At 72.0% G+C, this 26,335-nt stretch carries 21 protein-coding genes; 11 read left to right on the forward strand and 10 right to left on the reverse strand.

The features are described 5' to 3' along the window. Positions 1 to 9 precede the first annotated feature (9 nt). Together ACIP89_RS08585 and ACIP89_RS08590 are read left to right on the forward strand one after the other, a co-directional pair. A complete protein-coding gene (locus tag ACIP89_RS08585) occupies positions 10 to 1,299 on the forward strand; it encodes an HTTM domain-containing protein (RefSeq protein ID WP_402113850.1) in 1,290 nt (429 codons plus the stop codon). Further along, the gene (locus ACIP89_RS08590; RefSeq protein ID WP_402113852.1) at positions 1,296 to 2,099 is read left to right on the forward strand and encodes a TrmH family RNA methyltransferase; all 804 of its coding nucleotides are present in this window, start codon (positions 1,296 to 1,298) and stop codon (positions 2,097 to 2,099) included. Before ACIP89_RS08585 ends, ACIP89_RS08590 begins: the two co-directional genes overlap by 4 nt. A 548-nt stretch (positions 2,100 to 2,647) precedes the next feature. On the opposite strand, the gene paaN is transcribed toward ACIP89_RS08590, so the two are convergent. Next, positions 2,648 to 4,348 carry a phenylacetic acid degradation protein PaaN gene (gene paaN, locus ACIP89_RS08595; protein ID WP_402113853.1) on the reverse strand — a complete coding sequence of 567 codons (1,701 nt, stop codon included), beginning with the start codon at positions 4,346 to 4,348 and terminating at the stop codon, positions 2,648 to 2,650. A 123-nt stretch (positions 4,349 to 4,471) separates the two neighbouring features. Between paaN and ACIP89_RS08600 the strand changes: the two genes are divergently transcribed. After that, complete coding sequence (locus ACIP89_RS08600) at positions 4,472 to 5,059, forward strand: TetR/AcrR family transcriptional regulator (RefSeq protein WP_401924880.1); 588 nt, start codon at positions 4,472 to 4,474, stop codon at positions 5,057 to 5,059. A gap of 81 nt (positions 5,060 to 5,140) precedes the next feature. Here the strand turns inward: ACIP89_RS08600 and ACIP89_RS08605 are convergent, their stop codons facing one another. Beyond that, positions 5,141 to 5,647 (reverse strand): Lrp/AsnC family transcriptional regulator, encoded by a 507-nt coding sequence (locus tag ACIP89_RS08605; RefSeq protein WP_390088865.1) that lies wholly within the window; start codon positions 5,645 to 5,647, stop codon positions 5,141 to 5,143. Positions 5,648 to 5,863: 216 nt separating this feature from the next. On the opposite strand from ACIP89_RS08605, the gene pdhA reads away from it, so the two are divergent. The 7 genes from pdhA (at position 5,864) to ACIP89_RS08640 (ending at position 14,606) form a co-directional block, all read left to right on the forward strand. Continuing rightward, positions 5,864 to 7,027: a pyruvate dehydrogenase (acetyl-transferring) E1 component subunit alpha gene (gene pdhA / locus ACIP89_RS08610; RefSeq protein WP_401924878.1), complete on the forward strand. Its 1,164-nt coding sequence runs from the start codon at positions 5,864 to 5,866 to the stop codon at positions 7,025 to 7,027. Continuing rightward, a complete protein-coding gene (locus ACIP89_RS08615; RefSeq protein ID WP_024494275.1) occupies positions 7,024 to 8,055 on the forward strand; it encodes an alpha-ketoacid dehydrogenase subunit beta in 1,032 nt (343 codons plus the stop codon). Before pdhA ends, ACIP89_RS08615 begins: the two co-directional genes overlap by 4 nt. Next, a complete protein-coding gene (locus tag ACIP89_RS08620) occupies positions 8,055 to 9,464 on the forward strand; it encodes a dihydrolipoamide acetyltransferase family protein (protein WP_402113854.1) in 1,410 nt (469 codons plus the stop codon). Before ACIP89_RS08615 ends, ACIP89_RS08620 begins: the two co-directional genes overlap by 1 nt. Before the next feature lie 184 nt (positions 9,465 to 9,648). Continuing rightward, positions 9,649 to 10,497 (forward strand): NTP transferase domain-containing protein, encoded by an 849-nt coding sequence (locus ACIP89_RS08625; RefSeq protein ID WP_402113855.1) that lies wholly within the window; start codon positions 9,649 to 9,651, stop codon positions 10,495 to 10,497. Further along, a complete protein-coding gene (locus tag ACIP89_RS08630) occupies positions 10,494 to 12,245 on the forward strand; it encodes a molybdopterin-binding protein (protein ID WP_402113856.1) in 1,752 nt (583 codons plus the stop codon). Before ACIP89_RS08625 ends, ACIP89_RS08630 begins: the two co-directional genes overlap by 4 nt. A gap of 20 nt (positions 12,246 to 12,265) precedes the next feature. Continuing rightward, entirely contained in the window at positions 12,266 to 13,339 is a 1,074-nt protein-coding gene (locus ACIP89_RS08635; protein WP_401925195.1) for a potassium channel family protein, read from the forward strand. Positions 13,340 to 13,616: 277 nt separating this feature from the next. Further along, positions 13,617 to 14,606: an NAD(P)H-quinone oxidoreductase gene (locus ACIP89_RS08640; RefSeq protein WP_401924867.1), complete on the forward strand. Its 990-nt coding sequence runs from the start codon at positions 13,617 to 13,619 to the stop codon at positions 14,604 to 14,606. A 170-nt stretch (positions 14,607 to 14,776) separates the two neighbouring features. Here the strand turns inward: ACIP89_RS08640 and ACIP89_RS08645 are convergent, their stop codons facing one another. The 6 genes from ACIP89_RS08645 to ACIP89_RS08670 all read right to left on the reverse strand — a co-directional run bounded on the left by ACIP89_RS08645 (position 14,777) and on the right by ACIP89_RS08670 (position 22,757). After that, positions 14,777 to 15,325, reverse strand: a complete 549-nt coding sequence (locus ACIP89_RS08645) for a bacterial proteasome activator family protein (RefSeq protein ID WP_073733723.1) — start codon at positions 15,323 to 15,325, stop codon at positions 14,777 to 14,779. 131 nt (positions 15,326 to 15,456) lie between these two features. After that, on the reverse strand, positions 15,457 to 18,309 hold the full coding sequence (locus ACIP89_RS08650) for an FtsX-like permease family protein (protein WP_402113857.1): 2,853 nt from the start codon (positions 18,307 to 18,309) through the stop codon (positions 15,457 to 15,459). After that, complete coding sequence (locus ACIP89_RS08655; RefSeq protein ID WP_401924862.1) at positions 18,306 to 19,073, reverse strand: ABC transporter ATP-binding protein; 768 nt, start codon at positions 19,071 to 19,073, stop codon at positions 18,306 to 18,308. Before ACIP89_RS08655 ends, ACIP89_RS08650 begins: the two co-directional genes overlap by 4 nt. A gap of 235 nt (positions 19,074 to 19,308) precedes the next feature. Continuing rightward, positions 19,309 to 19,917 (reverse strand): PadR family transcriptional regulator, encoded by a 609-nt coding sequence (locus tag ACIP89_RS08660; RefSeq protein WP_401924859.1) that lies wholly within the window; start codon positions 19,915 to 19,917, stop codon positions 19,309 to 19,311. An 82-nt stretch (positions 19,918 to 19,999) separates the two neighbouring features. Beyond that, the gene (locus tag ACIP89_RS08665) at positions 20,000 to 20,497 is read right to left on the reverse strand and encodes a hypothetical protein (RefSeq protein ID WP_402113858.1); all 498 of its coding nucleotides are present in this window, start codon (positions 20,495 to 20,497) and stop codon (positions 20,000 to 20,002) included. A 625-nt stretch (positions 20,498 to 21,122) separates the two neighbouring features. After that, positions 21,123 to 22,757 (reverse strand): protein kinase, encoded by a 1,635-nt coding sequence (locus ACIP89_RS08670; protein ID WP_401924855.1) that lies wholly within the window; start codon positions 22,755 to 22,757, stop codon positions 21,123 to 21,125. Positions 22,758 to 23,108: 351 nt separating this feature from the next. On the opposite strand from ACIP89_RS08670, the gene ACIP89_RS08675 reads away from it, so the two are divergent. Continuing rightward, positions 23,109 to 24,764 (forward strand): protein kinase, encoded by a 1,656-nt coding sequence (locus ACIP89_RS08675; RefSeq protein ID WP_401924852.1) that lies wholly within the window; start codon positions 23,109 to 23,111, stop codon positions 24,762 to 24,764. A gap of 65 nt (positions 24,765 to 24,829) precedes the next feature. Here the strand turns inward: ACIP89_RS08675 and ACIP89_RS08680 are convergent, their stop codons facing one another. Then, positions 24,830 to 25,831, reverse strand: a complete 1,002-nt coding sequence (locus ACIP89_RS08680; protein ID WP_401924850.1) for a phosphotransferase enzyme family protein — start codon at positions 25,829 to 25,831, stop codon at positions 24,830 to 24,832. 58 nt (positions 25,832 to 25,889) lie between these two features. Next, positions 25,890 to 26,327: a pyridoxamine 5'-phosphate oxidase family protein gene (locus ACIP89_RS08685; RefSeq protein WP_401924847.1), complete on the reverse strand. Its 438-nt coding sequence runs from the start codon at positions 26,325 to 26,327 to the stop codon at positions 25,890 to 25,892. Between the last annotated feature and the right edge of the window lie 8 nt (positions 26,328 to 26,335).

The following is a 26,335-nucleotide window of genomic DNA, read 5'->3' on the forward strand; positions in this document are numbered from 1 at the left end:
CCCAGGAGCATGCCCGGACCAGTGAGCCCGTCCCGCCGCACGCGTGGGCTCGCCCGTGGCATCCAGCGCATCACCGCCTCGTCCCTCGGCCCGTACCAGAGTGCCGTCATCCGGATCGGCTTCTCGGCCACGTACCTGCTGTTCCTGCTGCGGGAGCTGCCGCACCGGCATGAGATGTACGGCCCCGACGCCCCATGGCGCTGGGACATGGCGGAACAGCTGATCTCGAACAACCAGGCCTTCACCACCCTCATGTGGACGGACAGCACCGTCTGGTTCGAGATCGTGTACGCGCTGGCGCTGATCGCCGCCGCGCTGCTGCTGGTGGGCTGGCACACCCGCGCCATGTCCGTCCTGTTCATGGCCGGAGTGCTGTCGCTGCAGAACCGCAGCATCTTCATGGGCGACGGCGGCGACAACGTCCTGCACCTGATGGCGATCTACCTGGTGCTGACCCGGTGCGGCCAGGTCTGGTCGCTGGACGCCCGCCGTGCGGCGCGCCGAGCGCGGGCGGCGCTGACCGCGGAAGGGGGAGTGGACGGGGGCGTGGAGGCTGACAAGAGCGGGCGCTCGCCGCGTGGGGATATGGCCGGTCCGCTGCTGTGGGTGGCGTTCGGGGCCGTGCTGGTCTGGGCCACGGGGACGGACAACCTGGGCGGAACCGTATGGCTGCCGGTGCTGTTCTGGATTCTGTGGACCGGGCACGGCGTCTGGTGGGCCGTGAACCGGTACGCGCCGCACAGTGAGCCGCGCACCCTGCTCGACGTCGTCGCCAACCTCGCGCACAACGCCACCCTCGTCGTGATCATGGCCGAGGTCTGCCTGATCTACTCCACCGCCGGCTGGTACAAGATCCAGGGGTCGAGGTGGCAGGACGGCACGGCGCTGTACTTCCCGCTTCAGCTCGACTACTTCACGCCGTGGCCCGCGCTCTCGGACCTCCTCGCCTCAAGCGGGGTGATGGTGATGGTGCTGACGTACGCCACGGTGATCGTGCAGGTCGCGTTCCCGTTCACCCTGTTCAACCGGCGGGTCAAGAACGTCCTGCTCGTCGTGATGATCGGGGAGCACGCCGGTATCGCCCTGCTGCTGGGGCTGCCCTTCTTCTCGATGGCCATGATCGCCGCGGACGCCGTCTTCCTGCCGACCGTCTTCCTGGTGTGGCTGGGGGGCCGGGCGGCCCTCGGACGGGAGCTGCTGTCCAAGGGGCGCGGCGAGGTCCCGCGACCCCGGGACGGGGCCGAGGACCGGGAGGCACCGGAGCACAGCGGCAGTGGGGGCCATACGCTCGTCGGGTGAGCAGCGAGACCGGTAGCACCGGCAGTACCAGTGGTACCAGCGGTACCAGTAGGAATCCGTCGACCGTTGAGTCCGCGGCGGCGGGGTCGCCTGTGGTGGGCGAGCCGTCTGTGGTGGACGAGTCGGCCGTGGTGGACGAGCCGTCCGCGGTGGGCGAACCGGCTCAGTACGACGACGGGTTCGGGACGGAGATCGGTGTCGGGCCGCACCCCCTGCCCTGGCCCGTGGGCGAGCGTTACGACCCCGAGCTGCTCGCTCACGGCGACCGGCGCAATGTGGGCGACGCGTACCGGTACTGGACCCGGGAAGCGATCGTCGCCGATCTGGATCTGCGGCGGCACGACTTCCATGTGGCGGTGGAGAACTGGGGCCACGACTTCAATATCGGCTCGGTCGTGCGCACCGCGAACGCCTTCCTCGCCAAGGAGATCCACATCGTGGGGCGGCGGCGCTGGAACCGGCGCGGGGCGATGGTCACCGACCGCTACCAGCATGTCCGCCACCACCCCGACACCGCGGACCTGACCGCCTGGGCCGCGGCCGAGGGGCTGCCGATCATCGGTATCGACAATCTGCCGGGTGCCGTGCCGCTGGAGCGGACCGCGCTGCCGCGGCGGTGCGTGCTGCTGTTCGGGCAGGAGGGGCCGGGGCTGACCGAGGAGGCGCGGGAGCACGCCTCGATGGTGTGCTCGATCGCGCAGTTCGGGTCGACGCGGTCGATCAACGCGGGGGCGGCTGCGGCGATTGCGATGCATGCGTGGGTGCAGAGGCATGCGGATATTCCTGTGGCGGGGGCGTAGGGACGGGGCGGGGTCTGAGGGCGGGTTCGGGCGCCGGGGCGGGTGCGGGTGGGCCTGCGGCCGGCCTTCCCCTACCCGCCCCTTCCCGTAACCGGGGGCTCTGCCCCCGGACCCCCGGTCCTCAAACGCCGGACGGGCTGAGGGGGCGGGCGAGCCGGGAGGGGAGCGGGCTGGGGGGAGCGGGGCGAGCGGGGGCTGGACGGGTTGGAGGCGCGGGCCGGTCGGGAGCGGGTGGAGGTCGGACGGGTCGGGGACGCGGGCCGGTCAGGAGCGGACGGGCCGAGGGTGCGGGCCGGTCCGGAGGGAGCAGGGTCGGGTGGAGGTGCCGGCCGGCGGGGAGGGGTGAGCAGGGTCGGCTGGGAGCGGGCCGGCCGACCGGGAGGGGGCCGGGGTCGGGCTGAGGGTGCGGGTCGGTCCGGAGGGAGCAGGGTCGGGTGAGGGTGCCGGCCGGCGGGGACGGGGCCGGGGTCGGCTGAGGGTGCGGCCGCCTGAGAGCGGGTCGGGGTCGGCTGAGGGTGCGGGGCGGTTGGGAGGGGGTGGCGCGGGTGTCAGCGTTGGCGGCGGACTTCCAGGGTGCGGAAGCGGTTAGAGACGAAAGCGCCGTCGCACAGGGCCGCGTTGGCCGCAGGGTTGCCGCCCGAGCCGTGGAAGTCGGAGAACGCCGCGGTCTGGTTCACGTACACCCCGCTCGTCAGGTTCAGCGAAAGCTGGGCCGACTCGTCCAGGCAGACGTCCACCAGCGCGCTCTCGACCTCCGGTGACGTGGTGTACGCACCCACCGTCATCGCGCCCTTGTCGCGGACCGTCCGGCGCAGGAGCTCCACGGCGTCGGCCGTCGAGTTGACCGCGACGGCGAACGAGACCGGACCGAAGCACTCCGACAGGTAGGGGGAGTCCTCGTCCGGCTTGGCGCCGTCCAGCTTGACGATCAGCGGGGTACGGACCACCGCCTCCGGGAAGTCGGGGTTGGCCACCTCCCTTGAGGGCAGGGCGACTTCGCCCAGCTGCGCGGCCGACTCCAGACGCGCCCGCACCTCCGGGTTGACCAGGGCGCCGAGGAGGGCGTTGGCCCGCGCGTCGTCACCGAGGAGACCGGTGACCGCGGCGGCGATGTCGACGACCACGTCGTCGTACGTCTTGTCGCCGATGTCCGTCGTGATGCCGTTGCGGGGAATCAGCAGGTTCTGCGGGGTGGTACACATCTGGCCGCTGTAGAGGGAGAGCGAGAACGCCAGGTTGGAGAGCATGCCCCGGTAGTCGTCCGTGGAGTCGAGGACGATCGTGTTGACCCCGGCCTTCTCCGTGTAGACCTGCGCCTGAAGGGCGTTGGCCTCCAGCCAGTCACCGAACGCGGTGGACCCGGTGTAGTCGATGATCCGGATCTCCGGGCGGAGCGCCAGGGACTTGGCGATGCCCTCGCCGGGCCGCTCGGCGGCCAGCGCGACCAGGTTGGGATCGAAGCCCGCCTCGGTGAGCACCTCGCGCGCCAGCTGGACCGTGAGGGCCAGCGGAAGCACAGCCCGGGGGTGCGGCTTGACCAGGACGGGATTGCCGGTGGCGAGGGAGGCGAAGAGACCCGGGTAGCCGTTCCACGTGGGGAAGGTGTTGCAGCCGATCAGCAGCGAGACACCACGTCCCGCCGCGGTGAACGTCTTGTGCAGCTCGATCGGATCGCGCTTGCCCTGCGGTTTGGACCAGTCCGCCGTCTGCGGCGCGCGGGTCTGCTCCTCGTAGGCGTACGCCACCGCCTCCAGGCCGCGGTCCTGGGCGTGCGGGCCACCGGCCTGGAACGCCATCATGAAGGCCTGACCGCTGGTGTGCATCACCGCGTGGCCGAACTCATGGGTGCGGGCGCTGATCCGGGCCAGGATCTCCAGACAGACCAGGGCCCTGGTCTCTGGCCCCGCCTCGCGCCAGGCCGGCATTGCGGCGCGCATCGCCGGGATCAGGACATCCGGATCGGCGTGCGGATACTCGACGCCGAGCTCCGGTCCGTACGGGGAGGTCTCCCCGCCCGTCCACCCGTCGGTGCCCGGCTGACCGAGGTCGATACGGGTGTTCAGCACGGCGTCGAAGGCGGACTTTCCCTCGGCGGCGCCCAGGCTGCCGGGGGCGCCGCCCTCGCCGTACGCCTTGGGGTGCTCGGGGTGCGGGGACCAGTACGCACGCGAGCGGATCGCGTCGAGGGCCCGGTCGAGCGTGGGGCGGTGCTTCTCGGTCAGCAGGTGCGGGGAGAGCTCGGCGGCCATGACGGACCAACTCCTCATCGAGCTGGGCAGGGACGGGCGGACAGAGTTAGAGTAACCGAACGATCGGTCGGGACAAGGGGCCCCACGAAACCTGTGGATAACTCGTAGGGGAGGATCGCTGGCATGACCACGGCCAAGCGGGACACGTACACCCCGGAGACTCTGCTCACCGTCGCCGTCCGTGTCTTCAACGAGCGCGGCTACGACGGCACGTCCATGGAGCACCTCTCGAAGGCGGCGGGGATCTCCAAGTCGTCCATCTACCACCATGTGTCCGGCAAGGAGGAGCTGCTGCGGCGAGCGGTCAGCCGGGCGCTGGACGGGCTCTTCGGAATCCTGGACGAACCGGGTGCGACGAGGGGGCGCGCGATCGCACGCGTCGAGTACGTCACCCGCCGTACGGTCGAGGTGCTGATAGCCGAACTGCCCTACGTCACACTGCTGCTCCGGGTGCGGGGCAATACGAAGACGGAGCGCTGGGCGCTGGAGCGGCGGCGCGAGTTCGACCAGCGCGTGGGCGATCTGCTGAAGGCCGCGGTCGCGGACGGCGATCTCCGCTCCGACGTGGACATACGCCTTGCGACCCGGCTGCTCTTCGGCATGGTCAACTCGCTGGTGGAGTGGTACCGGCCGTTGCCGGACGGTGGTGCGGAGCAGGACCAGCTGGCGGACACCGTCGTGCGTCTCGCCTTCGACGGGATGAAGTCGTAACAAGGCCGGAGCCTCGGACGCCGGAGCCTCGGACGCCGGAGCATCCGAGGCCGGAGCATCCGAGGCCGGGGGTGCCGCGCCTCAGGTGAGCTCTGTGGGGCGGTCCGGTCCGGGGGCCAGGTCCGTCTCCTCGAACACCAGCAGGGTACGGGTGGAAAGCACCTCCGGGATGGACTGGATCCTGGTCAGCACCAGATCGCGCAGTGACTGGTTGTCCTGCGTGTGCACCAGCAGCAGGACATCGAAATCTCCGCTGACCAGCGCGATGTGGGTGGCTCCCGGCAGCGCCTGGAGCTGCTCGCGGACGGTGCGCCAGGAGTTCTGGACGATCTTGAGCGTGATGTAGGCGGAGGCCCCCTGCCCCGCCCTCTCGTGGTTGACCCGCGCGCTGAAGCCGCGGATCACCCCGTCGTCCATGAGCCGGTTGATCCGGGCGTAGGCGTTGGCGCGCGACACGTGAACGCGATCGGCCACCGACCGTATCGAGGCCCGGCCGTCCGTCTGGAGCAACCGGACGATGGCGCGGTCGGTGGAGTCGAGCGGCCGTGCCGGAGGGGTCCGGCCGGGGTCCTCGCCCCCGTCGGCCATTTGTTCAGCTGCCATGTTCCCGCGCCTCCCTGTCCTGGACGAGCTGTCTCCATCCCAGGCTGTGGAGAACCGTTTGTCCACAGGCTGATGGTGCCTGTAGCCAAAATGCGCTCGCGACCGAACAATCGGTAGGTGAGACGCGCCACAGTCGCGCCTCGCGCAGTCATTGATATTTCGACATATTTCGACACCCCTCGATGCCAGGAGGTGCTTGTCATGACGGTCCAAGAGCTGCCCGGCGCGGCCGCCTACCGGCCCACACCGCCCCCGGCGTGGAAGCCGCTCACCGACCCGGCACCGCTGCTCCCGGACCCCGAGCCGTACCGCGTGCTCGGTACGGACGCCGCGGCCGACGCAGACCCCGAGCTGCTGCTGCGGCTCTACGCCGAGCTGGTGCGCGGCCGGCGGTACAACGCCCAGGCGACCGCCCTCACCAAGCAGGGGCGGCTCGCGGTCTACCCGTCGAGCACCGGCCAGGAGGCCTGCGAGATCGCGGCCGCACTGGTGCTCCAGGAGCGGGACTGGCTCTTCCCCAGCTACCGCGACACGCTCGCGGCCGTGGCACGCGGGCTGGACCCGGTCGAGGCGCTGACGCTGCTCCGCGGTGACCGGCACACCGGCTACGACCCGCGCGAGCACCGCATCGCCCCGCTCTGCACCCCGCTCGCCACCCAGCTGCCGCACGCGGTGGGTCTGGCGCACGCGGCGCGGCTCAAGGGCGACGACGTGGTCGCGCTCGCCATGGTGGGCGACGGCGGCACCAGCGAGGGCGATTTCCACGAGGCGCTGAATTTCGCCGCCGTGTGGAAGGCCCCGGTCGTCTTCCTTGTGCAGAACAACGGCTTCGCCATCTCCGTGCCGCTGGCCAAGCAGACCGCGGCACCCTCCCTGGCGCACAAGGCCGTGGGCTACGGGATGCCTGGCCGGCTGGTCGACGGGAACGACGCGGCGGCCGTGCACCAGGTGCTCTCCGAGGCGGTCGAGCGGGCCAGGAGCGGCGGCGGCCCGACGCTCGTCGAGGCCATCACCTACCGCATGGACGCGCATACGAACGCCGATGACGCGACCCGCTACCGCGGCGACAGCGAGGTCGAGGCCTGGCGGGCGCACGATCCGGTCCGGCTCATGGAGCGTGAGCTGACCGCTCGCGGTCTGCTCGGGGACGACGGCATCGAGGAGGCGCGGTCGGCCGCGGAGCGGATGGCGGCGGCACTGCGCGAGCGGATGAACGCGGATCCGGTGCTCGACCCGATGGATCTCTTCGCCCAGGTGTACGCGGAGCAGACCACGCAGCTGCGCGAGCAGGCCGCCCGCCTGCGGGTCGAGCTGGACGCGGAGAACGAGCAGCACGGCACGGACGACGGGGGAGCAGGGCGATGACCACCGCAGCGGCCACGGCCACCGAGCGGACAGCGAAGGCCAAACCCGCCACCATGGCGCAGGCCCTCGGGCGCGCGCTGCGTGACTCGATGGCGGAGGACCCCTCCGTGCACGTCCTCGGGGAGGACGTCGGGACGCTCGGTGGCGTCTTCCGGATCACCGACGGCCTGGCGAAGGAGTTCGGCGAGGACCGCTGCACGGATACCCCGCTGGCCGAGGCCGGCATCCTCGGGGCGGCCGTCGGCATGGCGATGTACGGGCTGCGTCCTGTCGTCGAGATGCAGTTCGACGCCTTCGCCTATCCGGCGTTCGAGCAGCTCATCAGCCATGTCGCCAAGATGCGGAACCGGACCGGAGGCGCCATGCCGCTGCCGATCACCGTCCGGGTGCCCTACGGCGGCGGCATCGGTGGCGTCGAGCACCACAGCGACTCCTCCGAGGCGTACTACATGGCGACCCCCGGACTCCATGTCGTCACACCCGCCACGGTCGATGACGCCTACGGGCTGCTGAGGGCGTCGATCGCCTCCGACGACCCGGTGGTCTTCCTGGAGCCCAAGCGGCTCTACTGGTCGAAGGCGGACTGGTCGCCGCAGGCGCCCGCCGCCGTGGAGCCCATCGGACGGGCCGTCGTGCGCCGGAGCGGACGCAGCGCGACCCTGATCACGTACGGGCCGTCGCTGCCCGTCTGCATGGAAGCCGCGGAGGCAGCGGTCGCGGAGGGCTGGGACCTCGAAGTCGTCGATCTGCGCTCGCTGGTGCCGTTCGACGACGAGACGGTGGCCGCGTCCGTGCGGCGTACCGGCCGTGCGGTCGTCGTCCACGAATCCACCGGTTTCGGCGGTCCGGGCGGCGAGATCGCGGCCCGGATCACCGAGCGCTGCTTCCACCACCTGGAGGCGCCGGTGCTGCGCGTCGCCGGTTTCGACATCCCGTATCCGCCGCCCATGCAGGAACGGCACCACCTGCCGGGCGTGGACCGGGTGCTCGACGCCGTCGCGCGACTGCAGTGGGAGGCGGAGCACTGATGCCGCAGGTACTCGAATTCAAGCTTCCGGATCTCGGTGAGGGGCTGACCGAGGCCGAGATCGTGCGCTGGCTGGTGGAGATCGGCGATGTCGTCGCCATCGATCAGCCGGTCGTCGAGGTCGAGACGGCCAAGGCGATGGTGGAGGTGCCGTGTCCGTACGGAGGCGTGGTCACCGCTCGCTTCGGTGAGGAGGGTGCGGAACTGCCGGTCGGAGCACCGTTGCTGACGGTCGCGGTCGGGTCCGTGGAGCTGGAGCCGACCGGGAGTACGGGGGAGGCGGAGGCGGAGCCGTCCGGGTCCGGCAATGTGCTGGTGGGGTACGGGACCGGAGCACCGCCGGTGCGTCGGAGGCGGGTCCGGCCGGAGGGGCTCTCGGCACCTGCCGTTGCTCCTGTCGCTCCTGTTGCTCCTGCCGCGTCTGGTGCTCCCACAGCTCCTGTTGCTCCCGCTGCCGGCGTTGTTCCCGCTGCTTCTGGCGCTGCTGCTTCTGCTGCTTCTGGCGTTTCGGACGGGGTACGGGGGCCGGTCGCCGTCGTCTCCCCGCTGGTGCGCAAGCTCGCGCGGCAGCACGACCTCGATCTGCGCCGGCTCGCCGGCTCCGGGCCCGACGGGCTGATCCTGCGGGCCGATGTGGAGTCCGCCATCCGGTCCGGGGCCGAGACCCCGCAGGAGGCCGCAACGACGGACCAGGCAGCCGTACACCCCGCCGGTGAGCGGGTTCCGCTGCGGGGCGTGCGGGGCGCGGTCGCGGACAAGCTGGCGCGCAGCCGGCGCGAGATCCCCGACGCCACCTGCTGGGTGGACGCCGATGCCACCGAGCTGATGGCGGCAAGAGCGGCGATGAACGGCGCCGGTGGGCCCGGCGCCGGGCCGAAGGTGTCGGTGCTCGCGCTGCTCGCCCGGATCTGTACCGCCGCGCTGGCCCGGTACCCGGAACTCAACTCCACGGTGGACCAGGAAGCGCGGGAGATCGTGCGGCTCCCCGGTGTGAACCTCGGGTTCGCGGCCCAGACCGAGCGGGGGCTCGTCGTTCCGGTCGTCCGGGACGCGCACGCGCGCAGCACGGAGTCGATCGGGGCCGAGATCACCAGGCTGACCGAGGCCGCCAGGACCGGAACGCTGAAGCCGGCCGAGCTGACCGGAGGCACGTTCACGCTCAACAACTACGGGGTGTTCGGGGTGGACGGGTCCACGCCGATCATCAACCACCCGGAGGCGGCGATGCTCGGTGTCGGCCGCATCGTCCCCAAGCCGTGGGTGCACGAGGGCGAACTGGCCGTGCGACGGGTCGTCCAGCTCTCGCTGACCTTCGACCACCGGGTCTGCGACGGCGGTACGGCGGGAGGCTTCCTGCGCTACGTGGCCGACTGCGTGGAGCAGCCGGCGGTGCTCCTGCGGACGTTGTAGGTCCCCGGGTCCGGGACGGCGCCCCGGGTCTGGGACGGCGCCCCGGTCTGGGACGGCGCCCCGGGGTGTGGGACGACGCCCCGGTCCGGGGGAGCGCACCGACCTGGGACGGCGCCCCGGGGTCTGCGGTGGCATCCCGGTCCGGGGCGGGCACTCGGGCCCGGTCGGCACGCATACTCGGGGCATGACCGCGTATGACGCCATCGTCCTCGCCGGAGGCGCCGCGAAGCGGCTCGGCGGTGCTGACAAGCCGGGGCTCCGGGTCGGCGGCCGTGCGCTGCTCGACCGGGTGCTCGCGGCCTGCTCCGACGCCGGGACCACGGTGGTGGTCGGGGGCAGACGGCCCACCGTGCGTGCGGTGACCTGGGCACGCGAAGAGCCTCGGGGCGGAGGCCCGCTGGCCGCGCTCGGCGCCGGGGTGCGGCACACCGGGGCGGAGCACCTTCTGGTGCTCTCGGCAGATCTGCCCTTCTTGGGGACGGAGACGGTCGGGTCCCTGCTGGCGGCCGCCGACCGCGGCGACACGGAGGGCGCCGTCTGTACCGACGGGGACGGCCGTGACCAGCCGCTGGTGGCCGTCTACCGGGCTGAGCCGTTGCGCCGGGAGCTGGCGCTGCTCGCCGCGGAGCACGGTGGACTCGCCGGACTGCCGCTGCGGTTGCTGACGCACGAGCTCCGGCTTTCCCGGGTGGCGGCGGATCCGCTCGCCTCGTTCGACTGCGACACCTGGGAGGACATCGCTTCGGCCCGGGCCCGCATCAGAGAACATGGGAGCGTGCTGGACGAATGGATCACCGCAGTCAAGAACGAACTGGCCATCGAACTCGACGTCGACACCGCCGTCCTGCTCGATCTCGCCCGTGACGCCGCCCACGGCGTCGCCAGGCCCGCCGCGCCCCTGACGACCTTCCTGGTCGGGTACGCGGCGGCGAAGGCGAGCAGTGACGGCGGCGGGGCCGAGGCAGTGGCAGAGGCCGCCCGCAAGGCCGCCGCGCTCGCTCTCCGCTGGGCGGACGAGACCGGGACGCCATGACGGGCCGCGGCGGCAGTACCGGGCGCCCCCCGGCTGCCGCGAAGAGCCCGGCCGGAGGTGCCGAGTCCGCCGAATCCACTGAACCCCTCCACTCCCCCGAGCCACCCGACTCCGCCGATGCCGAAGCCCGGCGGGTGGCCAGGGAGGAGGCTGAGGCCGACGAGGAGCGGGCGGTCGCGCAGGCCCTCGCGCTGGTCGGCCGACAGCCGTCCCGCGACCCGGGCACCGACCCGTACCGCGACCCGTACCGCGACCCGGGCACCGACTCGTCCCGCGACCCAGACCCAGGTACCGCGCCTGCCGGCGGCCCCGCCCCCGACCGGCGTCCTGGCCCGAGCGCCCCCGCCCCGGCCTCCGGCTCGCGTCCCGGTTCGAGCGCCCCCGCCCCCGACCGGCGTCCTGGCCTGCGCACCCCCGACACCGCCTCCGACCCGCGTCCTGGCCCGAGCGCCCCCGCACCCCGGCGTGTCCGCGCGACGCAGTGGGGTGAGGCGCGTGCCGTCGCGGCCCGTGCCGGGCAGGGGGCTCCTCCCCGCACCGCACGCGTCCCCCTCGGTCACGCGCTCGGGCACGTGCTGGCCGAACCGCTTGCCGCGCTCACCGATCTCCCGTCCTTCGACACCTCCGCCATGGACGGCTGGGCCGTCGCGGGACCGGGCCCGTGGCACATCCGGCAGCACGAAGGCGTCCTCGCGGGCCACGCCTCCCCCGCCCCGCTCCCGGACGGCGACGCCGTACGGATCGCCACCGGCGCCCGTATCCCGGCGGACGCGACCGCCGTCATCCGCAGCGAACACGCCGAGGCCGACGAGTCGAAGGGGCTGCTGTACGCGCATCGGCAGGTGAGCCCCGGTCAGGACATCCGGCCGCGCGGCCAGGAGTGCCGGTCCGGGGAGCAGCTCCTCCCCGCCGGAACGCTGGTGACGCCCGCCGTCCTCGGGCTGGCCGCCGCCGCCGGGTACGACGGACTGCTCACCCGCCCCAGGCCGCGCGTCGACGTCCTCGTCCTGGGCGACGAACTGCTGACGGCCGGGCTGCCCCACGACGGACTGATCCGTGACGCACTCGGCCCGATGATCGGCCCCTGGCTGCACACGCTGGGCGCCGAGGTCTCCGCACCCCGCCGCCTCGAAGACGACGCCGAGGCACTCCGTCAGGCGCTCGTCCTCTCCGAGGCCGATCTGGTCATCACCACCGGCGGCACCGCCGCGGGGCCGGTCGACCATGTGCACCCCGTACTCGACGATCTGGGGGCCGAACTGCTCGTCGACGGTGTCGCCGTCCGCCCCGGTCACCCCATGCTGCTGGCCCGGCTGCGGGCCGGCGGGCCGTATCTCGTGGGGCTGCCCGGCAACCCGCTGGCCGCCGTGTCCGGGCTCCTCACGCTTGCCGAGCCGCTGCTCAACGGGCTGGCCGGCCGGACGTCGCAGGGCCTCTACCGCGCCGCGGTCCGTGACGACGTGCACGGCCACCCGCACGACACCCGGCTGGTCCCGGTCGTCTATCGCGACGAAGCACCCTGCTATCGCGTCGAAGCATCCCGGGCGTCCGCACAAGCCGGAACCGGCGGTGGGACAGATCACGTCGTACCCCTGCATTACAACGGTCCTGCCATGCTGCGCGGGATCGCCGCCGCGGACGGGCTGGCCGTCGTGGAGCCGGGCGGGGTACGGTCCGGCACCGAGGTGGAGATCCTCGATCTACCGTGGGCCCCGGCGACGCCGTGGACTGAAGGGTGTTTCACGTGAAACTTCCCGGCCATGACGCGATGGCCAGGCGCGCCGAGGAGCATGTCGTCCCCACCAGGGTGATGCTCCCCCGCAGGGTCGTCGACGGCCCGGCACGCCAGGTCGCCAAACGGCTGATGATGGCTCTGATGGTGCTCGCCACCACGGTGCTGATCGTCTGGGTCGACCGCGGCGGTTACCACGACGCGGCGGACGACAGCGTCGACCTGCTGGACGCGGTCTACTACGCGACGGTCACGCTCTCGACCACCGGGTACGGCGACATCACCCCGTACAGCGACGGAGCCCGGCTCATCAATGTGGTGTTCGTGACACCACTGCGCGTGCTCTTCCTCATCATCCTGGTCGGCACCACCCTTGAGGTCCTCACGGAGCGGACCCGGGAGGACTTCCGGCTGAAGCGTTGGAGAACCAACTTGCGTGACCACACCGTCGTTGTCGGCTTCGGCACGAAGGGCCGCTCGGCCATCCAGACCCTGTGCGCCACCGGGCTGCGGAACGACCAGATCGTCATCGTCGACCCGGCGTCCAAGGTGATAGAGGTCGCCAACGCCGAGGGGTTCACCGGGGTACTCGGGGACGCGACGCGCAGCGATGTGCTGCTGCGGGCCGAGGTGCAGAAGGCGCGTCAGATCATCATCGCCACCCAGCGCGATGACACGGCGGTACTGGTCGCGCTGACCGCCCGCCAGCTCAACCGCGGGGCGAAGATCGTCGCCGCGGTGCGCGAGGAGGAGAACGCCCCGCTGCTGCGGCAGTCCGGTGCCGACGCCGTGATCACCAGTGCCAGCGCGGCCGGACGGCTGCTCGGCCTCTCCGTGCTCAGCCCCAGCGCGGGCACGGTGATGGAGGATCTGATCCAGCAGGGCAGCGGGCTCGATCTGGTCGAACGGCCGGTGATAAAGGCCGAGGTGGGCAAGAACGTCCGGGAGACCGACGATCTCGTCGTGAGCGTTCTGCGCGGCCACCGGCTGCTCGGTTACGACGATCCGGCAGCCAGCCCCCTCCAGTTGACGGACCGGCTGATCACCATCGTGCGGGTTACGAACGAAGCGCCCACGAACCACACCCCGCCGACGGCCCCCCGCCCCTGACCGACCCGACAGGCCCGGCCACCGCCTCACCCCATGGGCCCCGCCCGGCCCCGCCTTGCTCGTCGCCCGGCCCGGCCCAGCCCCGCTCGGCCCCGCCCGGCCTGCTCAGCCCCGCTCCACCCCGTCCAGCCCCGCTCGGCCCCCCTCGCCCCGCTTCACCCCGTCCAGCCCCGCTCAAGCCCCCCCTCGTCCCGTCCGGCCCCACTCCACCCCGTCCAGCCCCGCTCCGCCGCGCCTCGCAGCGCTCGTCCGCACGGCACGGAGTAGCCTCGCGGCCATGCATGCGATCACGATCCCCGAACCCGGTGGCCCCGAGGCGCTCGTGTGGGCCGAGGTGCCCGATCCCGTACCCGGTGAGGGCGAGGTCCTCGTCGATGTCGTCTCCAGCGCGGTCAACCGTGCGGATGTGCTCCAGCGGCAGGGCTTCTACAACCCGCCGCCCGGCGCCTCGCCCTACCCGGGGCTGGAGTGCGCGGGCCGGATCTCCGCCATCGGTGCCGGTGTCACCGGCTGGTCGGTCGGCGACGAGGTGTGCGGGCTGCTGGCGGGCGGCGGGTACGCGGAGAAGGTCGCCGTGCCGGTCGGGCAGCTGCTCCCCGTACCGGCCGGGCTGGACCTCGTCCTCGCCGCGGCGCTGCCCGAGGTGACCGCGACCGTCTGGTCGAACGTGTTCATGGTGGCCCACCTGCGCCCGGCCGAGACGCTGCTGGTGCACGGCGGGTCCAGCGGCATCGGCACGATGGCGATCCAGCTGGCCAAGGCGGTCGGCGCGCGGGTCGCGGTGACCGCGGGCGGGCCGGAGAAGCTGGAGCGCTGCGCGGAACTGGGCGCCGACATCCTGATCGACTACCGGGAGCAGGACTTCGTCGAGGAGATCGGCAGGGCGACCGACGGGGCGGGCGCCGACGTCATCCTCGACATCATCGGCGCGAAGTACCTGGACCGGAACGTGCAGGCGCTCGCCGTCAACGGCCGGCTCGCGATCATCGGCCTCCAGGGCGGCGCCAAGGGCGAACTGAACCTCGGCGCCCTGTTGAGCAAGCGGGCCGCCGTCACCGCGACCTCGCTGCGCGGCCGCCCGCTCGCCGAGAAGGCGGCGATCGTCGCGGCCGTACGGGAGCACGTCTGGCCGCTCATCGCCGACGGCGTCGTGAAGCCGGTGGTGGACCGCGTCCTGCCGATGGCGGACGCGGCGGAGGCGCACCGGGTGATGGAGTCCAGCACCCACATCGGCAAGGTGCTCCTCCGCTCACCCGCGGCGGCCTGAGCCCGCCACCGCACCCCGCCACGACACCCCCGCCACCGCACCCCGCACCCGCATCGAAGGGCCCGGCACACGGAGAACGTGTGCCGGGCCCTTCGGACGTCCTGGCTGATCAGTACGGGTACCGGTACGGATACGGGTACGGGGTCACGGGGTCAAGCGGGTGTCCGGGTTTACAGGTACGGGCCCGAGCGGATCGCTCCGTGCGGGTCCCCGCCGCCTTCCTCCTCCTCGTGGACCGTGCCCGGGGGCAGGGCGCGGCGCATCTGCTCCAGCTGTGCGCGGGCCGCCATCTGCTGGGCGAACAGCGCCGTCTGGATGCCGTGGAAGAGGCCCTCCAGCCAGCCCACCAACTGGGCCTGCGCGATCCGCAGCTCCGCCTCCGAGGGAACCGACTCCTCGGTGAACGGCAGCGAGAGCCGCTCCAGCTCCTCCACCAGCTCCGGCGCGAGGCCGTCCTCCAGCTCCTTGACCGAGCTGGCGTGGATCTCCTTGAGGCGGACGCGGCTGGCCTCGTCGAGAGGAGCCGCCCTGACCTCCTCCAGGAGCTGCTTGATCATGCTGCCGATGCGCATCACCTTCGCGGGCTGCTCGACCATCTCCGTCACCGGGATCTCGCGCGACTCGTCGTCAGTGCCACCGCCGCCGATCGCCATTCCGTCCTGTCCCACCACGAGGACTTGGGGGTGCTCCTGCGACCGTTCATTCCTCGGCATCTCCATGTCGTCCATTGTCTCGCACACCTGCGGTACAGCACTGTGGTGCCCCCGGAAACGTGAGATCCACCGTTTTCGGGGGCACCGGAACAACGCCGGAGCGGCCGGTCAGCCCGCTGCCGGAGCCTGCCGCCCGGTCATCCGGCCCGCCGTGACAGCGTCAGCCGGGAGCGGGTGAACAGCGCCGCCAGCAGGCCGGCCAGCAGCGGTACCGCCACGGCCAGCAAGCCGATGGTCACCCAGGGCAGCACGATCGGGGTGTACGCGGACTCCATCGGGTCCTCCCGCATCGTCTCCAGCGCGTCGCGGAGGTCGATCAGGCGCAGCGCCACCGCGGGCACCAGCCCCGCGACCGTCCCGAGCAGCACCCCGGTGAGCGCCACCACCAGGCACTGGAACCCGGAAAGCGTCCGCCGTACCCGCGGAGGCGCGCCCACCGCGCTGAGCGTGGTGAGGTCGGCCTCCGCGTCGGCCTTGGACAGGCCGGTCGTGATCGCGGCCGCACCCAACGTCACCACTCCGGCGAACAGCGTCAGCACCAGCAGCATGATGTCCTCTTTGTCACCGGGTTCCGTTCCGGACTGCACGTAGACGTTCGCACCGGCCTGCTGGATCGCCGCCTCGGTCCGCTGCGACTCCGCGTCCGTCGGCGGGCGGGCGACGTTGTACACGCTGCCGTACGCCGCGGTGTGCAGTCCGAGCCGCTGGGCGGTCTTCTCCGGCATGATCATGCGGATTCCGGGCGTCTCGGCGTACTTCGCGTCCGCGACGTACACCTTCAGCCGGTCCGTCGTCTTCCTGGCCGGGCCCGGATGCAGGGCGTGGTTCTTCTTGTCCTTGTCGCTGTACTGGTGGACGGCCTTGACCGTGACCTGCCCGTCCTTCGCGAACGCCCGGTTGAGCAGTACGGGGGTGCCCGCCTCCAGCGCCTTGACGGCGGCCGGGTCGTCGAGCTTCACGTACGTCTTGAGCAGCGAGGCGTCACCGACGACGATGTTGCTCCCGCCGGTGTTGAACGCGTCGATGGTGTAGCGCTCGTCGACGCACTCGGGGGAGTGCATCATGCTGCGGTGCTCCTCGTCGCTCAGCCGGAGGGCGAGCTCCTTGGCACCCTTGGTGTTGAGCGGGCAGGTGTGCCCCCGGCCGGTGGGCTTGACCAGTTCGAGCGAGCCGCAGGCGTTCTCGTCCTCGTAGTAGGTGTTGCAGTCGCTGCCGGCCCAGCCCCGGGAGATCCGCGCGGGTTTGCCGATGGGGTTCATGTTCCGCTCCACCGCCGCCCGTGCCAGTTGATCGGCCGCCGTGGAGTTCTCCCCGTCCGGGCTGTACAGCACGACCGACTGCGCGCTGAGCATCGGCACGTAGTCGTACTCACCCTGGGCGTCCTTGCTGGACATGAACGTGGCGATGGCCACGGAGCCCGCGACCGCGGCCATCACCGCCGCGACCGCCGGAGCGGTCCTGCCGCGGTTGCGGGCCGCGTCGCGCAGCGCCATCCGGGGCGAGAGCGGCAGTCCCCGGCCGAGCCGTCCGAGGAACCCGACGATCACCGGGATGCAGCACAGGAGTCCCAGCTCGGCGATCACCGAACCGGCGGCGACCTCGGTGGAGTTGCCGGTGGTGCCGCCCAGGACGGCGATCGCGACGCCGAGGGCCAGGGCGCAGGCGCCCACGATGGGGAGGACCCGGGAGCCGCGCCGGACACCGCGGTGTCCGGTGAGCGATTCCAGTACCGACTGGCGGCCCGCCACGATCGCCGGAGCCAGCGCCGCCAGCACCCCGGTGATCATTCCGATCACGGCGATGGCCAGCAGTTCCTTCGGCTCCAGGACGAGTGAGCCGAAGCGGTGTTCGGCCTGCTCCTCGATCAGCGGCCGGAACACCGCCGTGAGCACCAGTCCGGCCGCCACCCCCACCACGGCTCCGGCGCCGCCGAGCACCAGCCCGCCGGAGAGGACCACCGCCCGTACGTGGCGCCGGTCCCCGCCGCAGGTGCCGAGGAGGCCGAGCTGACGGCGTGAGCGGCGCGCGCCGACGGCGAAGGCCGGTCCGGCGAGCAGCACGATCTCCAGCACCGCCATGGCGACGACGGTGATGAGGGCCGCGCTCAGCTCGTCGGAGGACTCGGGCGCCGGGTTGCTGCCGTGCTTCTTGACCAGCGGAACCTCGGAGTCCGGCGGCGGGTCGAGGACGACCCGGCGCGAGACGACGAGCGCGCCCTTCTTGTTGGCCGCCATCACGTCGGACCAGGTGACCCCTGTTCCGTTGCCCGCCTTCACCAGCCAGCTCAGGTCTTGGGGGTTCGGCGGCAGCACCTTCTTGTCGCGGCCGGCGTTGGCCTTCCACGGGGCGATGACCGCGCCCGGGTCCGCGTACAGCGCCTTGGCCGACAGGTTGCCCGGCTGTTCGACCGTGCCGGTGACGGTGTATTTCCGGTTCGGTCCGCGCACCGTGATGTCCGAGCCGACGTGCAGTCCGGCCGACTTCAGGAACGCCTCGGTGGCGACCATCTCGCCGGTGCCCTTCGGGAAGGCGCCGTCGACCAGGTCGAGCATGCCGCGCGCCATCGCGTCCGAGGTCCGGAACTCGACGATGTCGACGTCCGCGACGCCGTACCCGGTGGTGACGTTCGCGGGCACCGACTGGATGCTGATGGCGCGCGAACCCTTCGGGAACGTGGTCCTCAGGTCGATCGCCGGGATGTCCTCGGACGGCGGCGGGTCGTCGCTGAGGGGGCTGTAGTCGTCCCCGCTGACCGACTGGTCCAGCGGACCGGCCTGGGGGTCCCTGAACAGCGCGTCGGCCGACCCCACCTGAGCCGCCAGCTTCTCGGCGGTGGAGGTCTCCACACTGCGGTACGTCACGTCGAGGGCGGTGACGCCGAGCACCGGTATCGCGATCATCGCGACCACCAGCGCGCTGCGGCCCTTGGCGCGCATGGCGTCGCGCCGGGCTATCCGCAGGGCGGCGCGCCACCCCGTGAAGACGCTCACTCGGTGCCCCCGGCGGCGAGCAGCGAGTCCGCGCCGACGCTCAGCGTCTGGTCGACGATCGAGCCGTCCCGCAGGAAGACGACCCGGTCCGCCCAGGCGGCGTAGCGCGGTTCGTGCGTCACCATCACCCCGGCCGCGCCCTGGTCGCAGCGGTTGCGCAGCAGCGCGAGGACGGTCTCACCGGTCTCGGAGTCGAGCGCCCCGGTCGGCTCGTCGGCGAGCACCAGGCGCCGGTCCCCCACCAGCGCGCGGGCAATCGCGACGCGCTGCTGCTGGCCGCCGGACATCTCGTCCGGGAAGCGGTCACCGATCTCCAGGAGGTTCATCTCCTCCAGCGCGGCACGGGCCTCCTTGCGCGCCTTGCGGACGGGGACGCCGTCCAGCTCGCGCGGCAGGGCGATGTTCTCGGCGGCGGTCAGGGCGGGGATCAGGTTGTAGTCCTGGAAGACGTAGCCGACGCTGCGGCGGCGCAGCGCGGCCACGCCCTTGCGGCCGAGCGCGGCGATGTCCTGGCCCTCGATGACGACCTGGCCGGCGGTCGCGGTGTCCAGGCCGCCGGCGATGGTCAGCAGGGTGGACTTGCCCGAGCCGGACGGGCCCATCACGGCGACGAGCTCACCGGCGTGCACCGACAGGTTGATGCCGCGCAGGGCGTGCACCTCGGCGACGCCGGTGCCGTGGGTGCGGGTGAGTGAGCGGAGTTCGAGCACCGGCGCGTCCACCGACAGGGGCGGAGCGGTCGGGGACGGGGCGTGCAGTGACATGACGGGTGGTTCCCCCTCGGGACAAAGGCGGTTCTGTGGTCGGTGAGGCTTCGCGCCCTGGTCCGGGGCTTCGCGCCCTGGGCCGGTGGGGCTTCGCGTACGGGCCGGTGAGACTTCGCGCCCTGGGCCGGTGAGCCTCAGCTCACTGGGCCGGTGAGTCTCAGCGCGGTCCGGTGAGACTCAGCGCCCTGGGCCGGTGAGGCGGTCTCCGGCTGTGGGCGGCCTGGGCCGGGGCTCAGCGGCGGGTGCGGGCCTTGGCGGTGCGGGCGGGGCCGGGAGCGGGCGTGCCGGTCTCCGGCTCCGTGGCGGCGGCCTCTGCCAGCCGGACCAGCCGGGCCTCGCAGTGGTCCAGCCAGCGGGCCTCGGCCTCGGCCTGGAAGATCAGCTGTTCCAGTACGAGCAGCCAGGCGACCTCGTCGCGGTTGGCGGGCACATCGGTGAGGGCCTGTGCCTTGAGGCGCGTGTAGTCCTGCATCGCCTTCACGGTGTGATGGCGCTGGGACTGGATGACGGCCCTGATGTCCACGCCGGGTGCGCCGACGGCCATGGCGAGCTTGATGGCCAGCTCGTCGCGGGGCGGACTGCTCCGGTCCACGGGGGTCTCGAACCAGCTGCGCAGCTCGGAGCGCCCCTCGTCGCTGATCGAGTACAGGGAGTGTCCCTGGTCGTCCTCACCGTCCTGGAGGACCAGGCCGTCACGCTCCAGCCGGCTCAGCGTCGTGTACACCTGCCCGACGTTCAGCGGCCAGGTGGAGCCGGTGCGGGACTCGAATTCGGTGCGGAGCTGGGAGCCGTAACGCGGCCCCCGTTCCAGCAGGGCAAGCAGCCCGTGGCGGATCGACATACTGAGTATGTATACCGAGTATGTTGGCGAACGCAAGTCTGTGACCTGGTGCGAAGCGGGTGGGGTGGTCCGGGTGTGGCGGTCAGTCGGCGCGCCGCATGCGCAGCGCGAGGAACCCGAGACCCAGCCCGACCAGGCAGATTCCCACGCCGAGCGACATCTCCTTGACCTGCTGTACGGCCTGTCCGTCGAGGGCCTGACGCGCGAGCCGGCCGGCCCCCGGCGACTCGCCGGCGTCCGGGGTGACGGCCGGTACGGCGGCGGGGTCCGTCGCGCTGGACCGGTCCTCCTCGGCCTCGATGGCGTCGTCGGCCCGCGCGATCTCCTGGGGCGTCAGCTGTCGCCCGGGGCGCTGCCGCCCCTCCCCGGCGGGCAGCCCGGCCAGCGGTGGCTGCCCGCCGTCGGGCCGCGGCGATCCGGCGCCCGGCGAGGGCGATCCGGAGGCGTCGGACAGGGTGCCGGGGGGCCCGGACGGCAGGGACGCGGAGGAGGGCGGTGGTGCGGGCGGTGCGGGTGCGGCCGAGGGGCCGGAGGGCGCGCCCGGTCCCTGCGGGGCGGGCGTGGACTCCTGGGGCGGCACGGTGGGCGTCGCGGACGGCGTCCCGCCCGGCGAGGAACCCTGAGACGACCCGGAGGCGGACCCGGGCGACTGCGAAGACGACGGCCCGCCCGGTCCCGACGACGGCCCGGCCTGCCTTGACGACGGTCCGGCTCGTCCTGACGGCGGTCCGGCCCGCTCTGACGACGTTCCGACCGATTTCGACGACGGTCCGGCCCGTTCTGGCGACGGTCCGGCCGGTCCCGGCGCGGCGGAAGGGGAGTGCGCGGTCATCGAAGGCCCCGCCGCCCGCGCCTCGCCGCCCGTCATGGCCCCCAGGGCCGCGGCCGCCGTCAGTGCGAGGCAGGCCGCGCGCCGTGCGGGCCGCGAGGGGGAGCGTCCGGAAGCCATGTGGTCAGCGTCACATGTGGCGATATGTCCGGCATCTCAGGTGGTGCGGACGGATGGCCCGAGCGGAACCGACCCGCTGAAGCTCCCTCGCTGAAGCTCCCCCGCTGAAGCCCCCCGCTGAAGCCCCCCTTACTGAAGCCCATCACCGAAGCCCCCCCGAGCCCCTCACCGGCCCGAGGACGTACTACGCCGGGTCCCCTACGCCGGGTCCCCTACGCCGGGTCCCCTACGCCGGGTCCCCCTACGCCGGGTCCCCCTACGCCGGGTCCCCAGTGGCGATGCGCAGCTCGAAGTGGGCGCCGGTCTTCGGCACCGCGGTCCCGGCGGTCGGGAACTGGTCGACGACCTGGTCCTCCGCGTAGGCGTTACCCGGCACCTTGATCGGCTTGATCGTCCAGCCGGCCGCGTCCGCGCACTGCCGCGCCGAGATGATGTCCTTGTACAGGAAGCTCGGGGCGTCGACCTTGTTCGGGTCGTCGTTGTCCTCCATCGCGTCCGTGCACTTGTCGGTGTCCATCGTCCGGTTCCGCTCCGGACCCTTGTGGTCGGCGGCCGGGTCCGACTGGCTCGTCGTGGGCTTGTCCTCGTCGCCGCCCTTCATCGAGAGCACCGTGATCAGACCGCCGATCGCGATCAGCGCCACCACGATCGAGCCCACGATCACCGGAACGTTTCGCTTGGAACCGCCGCCACCCGCGGGGGCGGCCGCCGTCTGCGGCGACACCGAGTACGGCGGCGGGGTCTGCTGCATCGGCTGCATCGGCGCCTGGCTCTGGTAGGCCGGGGCCGACTGGGGGTAGCCGTAGGACGGCGCGGGCGTCGGTGTGCCGTAGGGGCCGGGCTGCTGCTGCGACTGGTACGGGCCGGGCTGGTACGGCGTCTGGACGTTCTGCGGAGCCGGGGTGGACTGGTCGACCGGCGGGAAGACGGCGGAACCGACGCCGGAGCCGCTGTTCGCCGGAGCGCCGGCGTCCCCGACGATCACCGGGGCGCCCGTCCGGCCGCCGGCGCTCAGCACCCGGTGGATCTCGTCCTGCATCGCGGCGGCGCTCGGGAAGCGCTCGTTCGGGTTCTTCTTCAGCGCGCGGGCGACGAGCGCGTCCATCGCCGGGGTGATCGACCGGTTGACGGTGGACGGCGCGACCGGCTCCTCCTGCACATGCGCGTACGCGATGGCCAGCGGAGAGTCGGCGTCGAACGGGATGCGGCCGGTCAGCAGCTGGAACAGCATGATGCCGACCGAGTACAGGTCGGAGCGCGCGTCCACCCCGCGGCCCAGGGCCTGTTCCGGGGAGAGGTACTGCGGGGTGCCGACGACCATGCCGGTCTGCGTCATCGAGGTGACGCCGGACTGCATGGCGCGGGCGATGCCGAAGTCCATGACCTTCACGATGCCGCGCTTGGTCACCATGACGTTGCCCGGCTTGATGTCGCGGTGGACCAGGCCCATTTCGTGGCTGGTGTCCAGGGCGGCCAGCACGTCGGCCGTCACCTTGAGCGCCTTGTCGGCGGGCATCGCGCCGTAGCTGCGGATGTCCGCCTGGAGGACGGAGCCGAGCGGCTGCCCCTCGACGTACTCCATGACGATGTACGGCATCAGCGCGCCACCGAGCTCGTCCTCGCCGGTGTCGAAGACGGAGACGATGTTGGTGTGCTGGAGCTTCGCGACCGCCTGGGCCTCGCGCCGGAACCGCTCGCGGAAGGACTGCTCACGGCCGAGTTCGGTGTGAAGCGTCTTGATCGCGACCTGTCGGTCCAGCGCGGAGTCGTACGCCAGGTATACGGACGCCATCCCGCCTTCGCCGAGCAGGTCACGCAGCTGGTAGCGGCCGCCGGCGACCGAACCGCCCGCGTAGCGACCCTGGGCCCCTTGTGCGCCGTCCTGGCTCATGACTTGACTTCCCCCTCGGGCGCGTGACTCACGCGAAGATCCGTATTACGGGCCAAGTCTGCCCGAGGGGTACGACACGTCAAGCCAGCTGCCCGTTCCGTGACCCTACGCACAAGAAGCGTCTCGGAAGCGTTACAGGAACCGGATGTAACCGGATGCAATTTGCGCGGGCGGCCAGCCAGCCGGTTGGATGGCCCGTCCCTCTCGAAATCGGTGTGTCCGACGAAGGCTGTAGCGTGACGTGGCAATGCACACGCGGCAATGCGGCAGGGCAGCAGGGGCCTTTCGGACGAAAGGCCTCGGACACCGTGAGAACCGCGGACGCGCGGACAGATACGACGGCGAGGACTGATGGCACCCGAACCCGAAGCAAACGGCGGCGGAGTTCCGGATGGCACCGACTCCTGGGGCATCGGCGGTGTTGTCGGCGACGGGCGTTACCGGCTGACCCACCGGCTCGGCCGGGGCGGTATGGCCGAGGTCTTCGCGGCCGAGGACGTCCGGCTCGGGCGCACGGTCGCGGTGAAGCTGCTGCGCTCCGACCTCGCGGAGGACCCGGTCTCCAAGGCGCGGTTCACGCGCGAGGCCCAGTCGGTGGCAGGGCTCAACCACCATGCGGTCGTGGCGGTGTACGACTCCGGCGAGGACACCGTGGGCGGGCAGACCGTCCCGTACATCGTGATGGAGATCGTCGAGGGTCACACCATCCGTGACCTGCTGCTCAACGCCGAGCCGCCGCCGCCGGAGCAGGCGTTGATCATTGTCTCCGGGGTACTTGAGGCGCTCGCCTACTCGCACCAGCACGGCATCGTGCACCGGGACATCAAGCCCGCCAACGTGATCATCACGCACTCCGGTGCGGTCAAGGTGATGGACTTCGGCATCGCCCGCGCGCTGCACGGCGCGCAGTCGACGATGACCCAGACCGGCATGGTCATGGGGACGCCGCAGTACCTCTCCCCCGAGCAGGCGCTGGGCAAGGCCGTCGACCACCGCTCCGACCTCTACGCCACCGGCTGCCTGCTGTACGAACTCCTGGCGCTGCGGCCCCCGTTCACGGGTGAGACGCCGCTCTCCGTCGTGTACCAGCACGTTCAGGACATCCCGGTCCCGCCGTCCGAGGTCTCCGACGGGGTGCCCCCGGAGCTGGACGGGCTTGTCATGCGCTCGCTCGCGAAGGACCCGGACGACCGGTTCCAGAGCGCGGAGGAGATGCGCGGGCTCGTCCAGTACAGCCTGCAGATGCTCCAGGTCCAGGGCGGCCACACCGGCACGTGGAACACCGGGCCGGTCGTGCTGAACGAGGGCGGCGCCACCCCGCCCCGGGGCATGACCGGCGCCACCCGCGCGATGGGGCACCCGCAGCACGGGGACACCTCGCAGGGCCCGATCCTGCCGCCGATGAACCCGGACGACGGCGGATACGGCGGCTACGACGCCAACGGCAGCCACCAGGCCGGGGGCGGCCGGGGCCGGGGCAAGCTGTGGCTGTTCGTCGTGCTGGCACTGATCGCGATCGGCGCGGGCGTCGCCATCGCGCTGAACGCGACGAAGAGCGACGGCGAGAAGCCCAAGAAGGATCCGACGCCGACGTCCAGCTCCCCGTCCCCGACGAAGAGTTCGGCCTCGCCGACGGAGGAGCACACCCAGGATACCGAGCAGCCCGGGAGCTCCTCCGGCGACCAGCAGGAGACGCCCCGCAGGCCCTCCTACACCCCGTCCAACCCGCCGAGCAAATCGGACGCGCCTCCCTCGCCCACCCCGTCCGACACGGACTCGGGCACCACGACGGACGGCGGCGCGAGCACCGACACGGGCGGCACGACGACGGACGGCGGCGGCAACAGCACGGGTGGCGACACGGACGGCACGACGACCGACGGCAACGCCAACGGCGAGCAGGACGGCGGTACGACGCCGGCCGGCGGCGCGGGCGGCGAGCCGGGCGGCACCGCGGACGGTGCCAGTGTCGGCACCGCGGAGGGCACGGTCGGCACCACCGGGTGACCGGCCACCGCAACGGCCACCCAACCAGGCAGCCACCAACCGGTAGCCGTCATCCGCCATCCGTCTCACCCCGTGAAGGCCTCGCACACCGCGTCGTACTCACGGGTCCACCACACCGCCAGGGCCGACACCGCGGGAAACTGCGGGTCGGCCCTTCGGTCGTTCAGGCAGTACCGCCAGCGCAGTATCCAGAAGTCGTTGAGCCGCTCCCACCACACCCGGTGCACCGCGGCGGCCAGCTCGGCCGCCCCGGCCCCGGCCGCCCGCCGGTAGGCGCGTGCGTAGGCCCGTACCTTCGCCAGCTCCAGCTCACCGGCCGGCTGGACGAAGAAGATCGCGGCGGCCCGTACCGCCTCCTCCGCCCGGGGCTGCACGCCGAGCCGGTCCCAGTCGAGGATCGCCACCGGGTCGGCGCCCCGGTAGAGCACGTTCAGCGGGTGGAAGTCGCCGTGCACCCAGCCGGTCGCCGGCACCCCGGGCGCGGGCGGCCGGCGGTCCGCGTGCTGGTCCAGCAGGGTGCGCCGCTCCAGGAGCCGGTGCTCGGCCAGTTCGTCGAAGGAGTCCCGGGGCCGCCGGCCGCGGGCGGCGGCCAGCAGCTCGTCGATCACCGCGAAGGTGTCTGCGGGATCGGGGCTGGCATGACCGGGCGGCGTGTCCGCACCGCCCGCACCCCCCGCGCCGGCCTCCATCACCTGTTCAAGACCTGTGTGTACGGCTCCGAGGAGCGCCCCGAGCCGTACCGACTGGGCCACGGTGAGCTGGGCGCCGGCCCGGTGCAGCCCGTCGACCCAGGGGTGCAGGGCGTAGCAGCGGCCGCCGATCTCGGTGACCGTGCCGCCCTCGGTGTCCTCGACCGGCGGGGCGACGGGCACTCCGAGTGACTGGAGCCGCTGGGTGGCCCGGTGCTGGCGGAGGATCGTGGCGCGGTCGCCGGTGGAATCGTCCAGATGGTGCTTGAGGAAGTAGGAGCCCCGGGTCGTGGAGACCCGGTATCCGTGGTTGAGCAGTCCCTGGTCCAGCGGTTCGCAGGTGAGCGGCTCACCTGCGTGCGGGTAGCGGCGGAGCACTTCACGGACCGGGGGAACAGGCGTAAGGGTTACAGATGAGCGCGGCACTCGCCAGATGTTAGATCACGCTGTGTTGCAGGCTGTGGCGAGTTGCGTGGAAGTCCAGAGTGTGCACTTGGACGAAGTGCGGGTCGAGACGGAGGAACGCCGGGGTGAAGGGCTCCCCGTTCACCTCGACGGGGGCGGGACCGAAGAGCTCGCGCTGGGCGCAGGTCGGCTCGACGGTCTGCGCGGGCCCGGTGAACTCCACGGACCACAGATCCCGGCTGCCGGCCGCGGCGGCCACGTTGAAGTTGTCCGCCCCGTACGCGACGACGGTGCCGTTGCAGGCGTCGTGGTAGCCGAGTCCGCCGTGCATCCGCAGGACCACCCGGCCGTCGATCACCACATGGCGGGCCACCGTCAGAAAGGGAAGAGCGCGCATGCTCGTCGCCAGTCGGCCGTAGGGGACCCGGCCGAGCAGGTCGATTGCGTGGAGTTCTTCCTCGGTGGACATGACCTCCA

The organism is Streptomyces sp. NPDC088730, assembly GCF_044751215.1.
Classification (GTDB): domain Bacteria; phylum Actinomycetota; class Actinomycetes; order Streptomycetales; family Streptomycetaceae; genus Streptomyces.